Raw genomic sequence first — 2371 nt, 5'->3', positions numbered from 1 at the left:
CCAGGGTTTCGGGCACAGGCTGTAGGGTAGCAGCCGAACGACCTCTCCAAGCCGGTCACTGGTAACCTGAAGGTGCTCGATGTCAAGAACCGCCCCATCGTTGCGGACCCGAACGTTGCCAACCACACGGGCACAGGCGTACTCCTGTAGACCTTCCAGGTTAGATACCTGACCCGACCAGACATAGCCCTGGGCGCTGCCGCTCATATCCTCAAGCTGTACCGACAGATAAGGACATCCATTACGGGCCTGACGCAACCTGGGCCTGCGCAGGCGGTAGACCCCTTTGACCAGACCGCTGCCACGTTCAATCATTGATCGAATTGGGTTCATAATCGCCTCCGCCAAGGTTACTGACCAACAATCTCTCAAATGCCGACCCGTCGCGCCTGGTCAGGTTTGGCACGAAACGGGAGTAAACCGTGAACAACATTCTCGTGGTTGTATGCCCCATCTGTCTGGCAATCCACTCGGGGTTTTCACCAGCGGCCAACCAAAGAGTCGCTGCAGTATGCCGCGTCTGATAGGGCTTTCGCTTTTTCAGGCCAAGATAGCGCAGGAGCGGATACCAAACCCGTTTGGTTACGTTTCGGTGATCAAAAGGCTCACCGTTACGAGTGCAAAAGACGAATTTCCTAAAATGTCCCGTTCGTTCCCTTTGAAGCATGAGTGCGTCGTACACCAACTGAGACATCCAGATGTCCCTGATCGATCCGGCAGTTTTCGGCGTTTCTTCCCGGCCATCGACCAAAGTTTCTCGAACGCGAATGATGCGATGTTCGAAATCGACATACTCCCACTTCAAGCCATCAATTTCGCCAGTGCGCATCCCGGTGAAAAATCTCACGGTGTAATAAGGGCGGAAGTCCTCCCGGACCGTGTTCAGAATCGCTTTCACCTCCTCAATGGAAAAGGGATCAACATCAGAAGGAGGGACCTTCAATGGTTTAATACGAACAAAGGGTGTGCTAAAGTCATAGCGGTCGGCGGCTTCATCCAGAATCATGCGCAATGGCGTCATGATATGATTGATTCGATCGGGTGAGAGGCCCTGTTTCTTTCCGTTGGGAACTTTGGCGAGTGACGAACGGAATTTCAGAATCTCACCCCTGGTGATGCTGCCGACCTCCTTTTCACCAAAGGCCGGGATCAGGTACTTGTCCAAGGTGCCGCGAATCGTTTTGCGGTAGGACTGCTTCCAACCGACTTCATTTTCTTCGAACCACTCTTGGGCAAAATCTTCGAACAAAGGGGTATCCTTCAACGGAGCCTGTTTTTTAACCGTTACCCCCACGTCTTTTTCCATTTTCAGGGGGGCTTTGCTATTGGGAAAAAACTCCTCATAAACAAAGCTGCCATCCCTGATTTTCTCTTCGATTTTTGCCATAATAGCTTCCATTTTCGCCCTGTTAGCCTTTGTGTCATCCAGAAGTGTCAATTCCCTGCACCTACGGCCATTGAAGCGAAAATCAAAAAACAACTTTCCGGTATCATGACGTACACGAATGCTACCCACGGCATACACCTCCATTTGCCATTGGAATCAATTCACTCTTCCTGCTGAAGTCACGAGTCAAATCGCGCTCAATTGCCTCCCAAATGTAAAGAATCTTCCTCCGCCCAAAAGGTCGGATGTAATGAACTCCTTCCAAAAAGACTGCGTCCTTGAGGCAGTTCCGGATGTACCGAGGGTCATACCTCAGCTTCTGGGCCAACTCTTCCGTTGTCATAAACGTCTTCTCTGTCATGACAAACCTCCTTGGATGGTGTTTTACATAGTATATATGCTGGAAAATTGCATGTCAATCAAATTATCGTCACAAAAACGTCTTTTCTGGCAACGGGAATGCATTGGGGACAACAATTTGCCTGCATATCAATAAGTTGCATGGTTTTCAATTTTTCAGTAAGCTCTGGTTATATTTAGGAGGAAAGAGCAAAAAAGGAGGAGGCAATGATCCGATACCACCTGAAGGAGCTAATAGCAGAGAAGGAATTCCAAACGGGGAAAAGGCTCAGTTTGAAAGAGATTGCCGATGCGACTGGAATTCATTTATCAACCCTGTCACGAATCGCCAACCAAAAGGCACCGAACACGACCATTGGGAATCTTGAAAAAATTTGCAATTTTTTAAATTGTAAAATTCAGGATCTGGTGGAGTTTCTACCAGATGAATGACTTGTTGGGGGCAGGGGTCAAAACCCTCCGGGAACCGGAACAAAACCACATGTTTCCCAGTGGTTGAGCAAGATTCAAATACCCCTGCCCGAGCAAAACAGGGGGAAAATCCATGGCAGGGGTCACTGCCTTAAAATTTGGGCACAGAATGGGCACAAGGTGGGCACAACATCAAAAAAGGGGTTAGCGATT

3 protein-coding genes are annotated in these 2371 nt (G+C 49.1%); 1 reads left to right on the top strand and 2 read right to left on the bottom strand.

What is annotated here, in order from left to right:
- Positions 1–307: 307 nt before the first annotated feature.
- Positions 308–1516 (bottom strand): site-specific integrase, encoded by a 1209-nt coding sequence (locus D6694_10510; protein ID RMH40007.1) that lies wholly within the window; start codon positions 1514–1516, stop codon positions 308–310.
- Entirely contained in the window at positions 1509–1748 is a 240-nt protein-coding gene (locus D6694_10505; GenBank protein ID RMH40006.1) for a hypothetical protein, read from the bottom strand. The genes D6694_10510 and D6694_10505 overlap by 8 nt, the downstream gene beginning before the upstream one ends.
- A gap of 206 nt (positions 1749–1954) precedes the next feature.
- Between D6694_10505 and D6694_10500 the strand changes: the two genes are divergently transcribed.
- Positions 1955–2179: a helix-turn-helix domain-containing protein gene (locus D6694_10500; GenBank protein RMH40005.1), complete on the top strand. Its 225-nt coding sequence runs from the start codon at positions 1955–1957 to the stop codon at positions 2177–2179.
- The last annotated feature ends 192 nt before the right edge of the window (positions 2180–2371 follow it).

Source organism: Gammaproteobacteria bacterium (assembly GCA_003696665.1).
Lineage (GTDB): Bacteria > Pseudomonadota > Gammaproteobacteria > Enterobacterales.
Note: the sequence above shows the minus strand (reverse complement) of the source record. Positions and strands in the feature narration are given on the sequence as shown.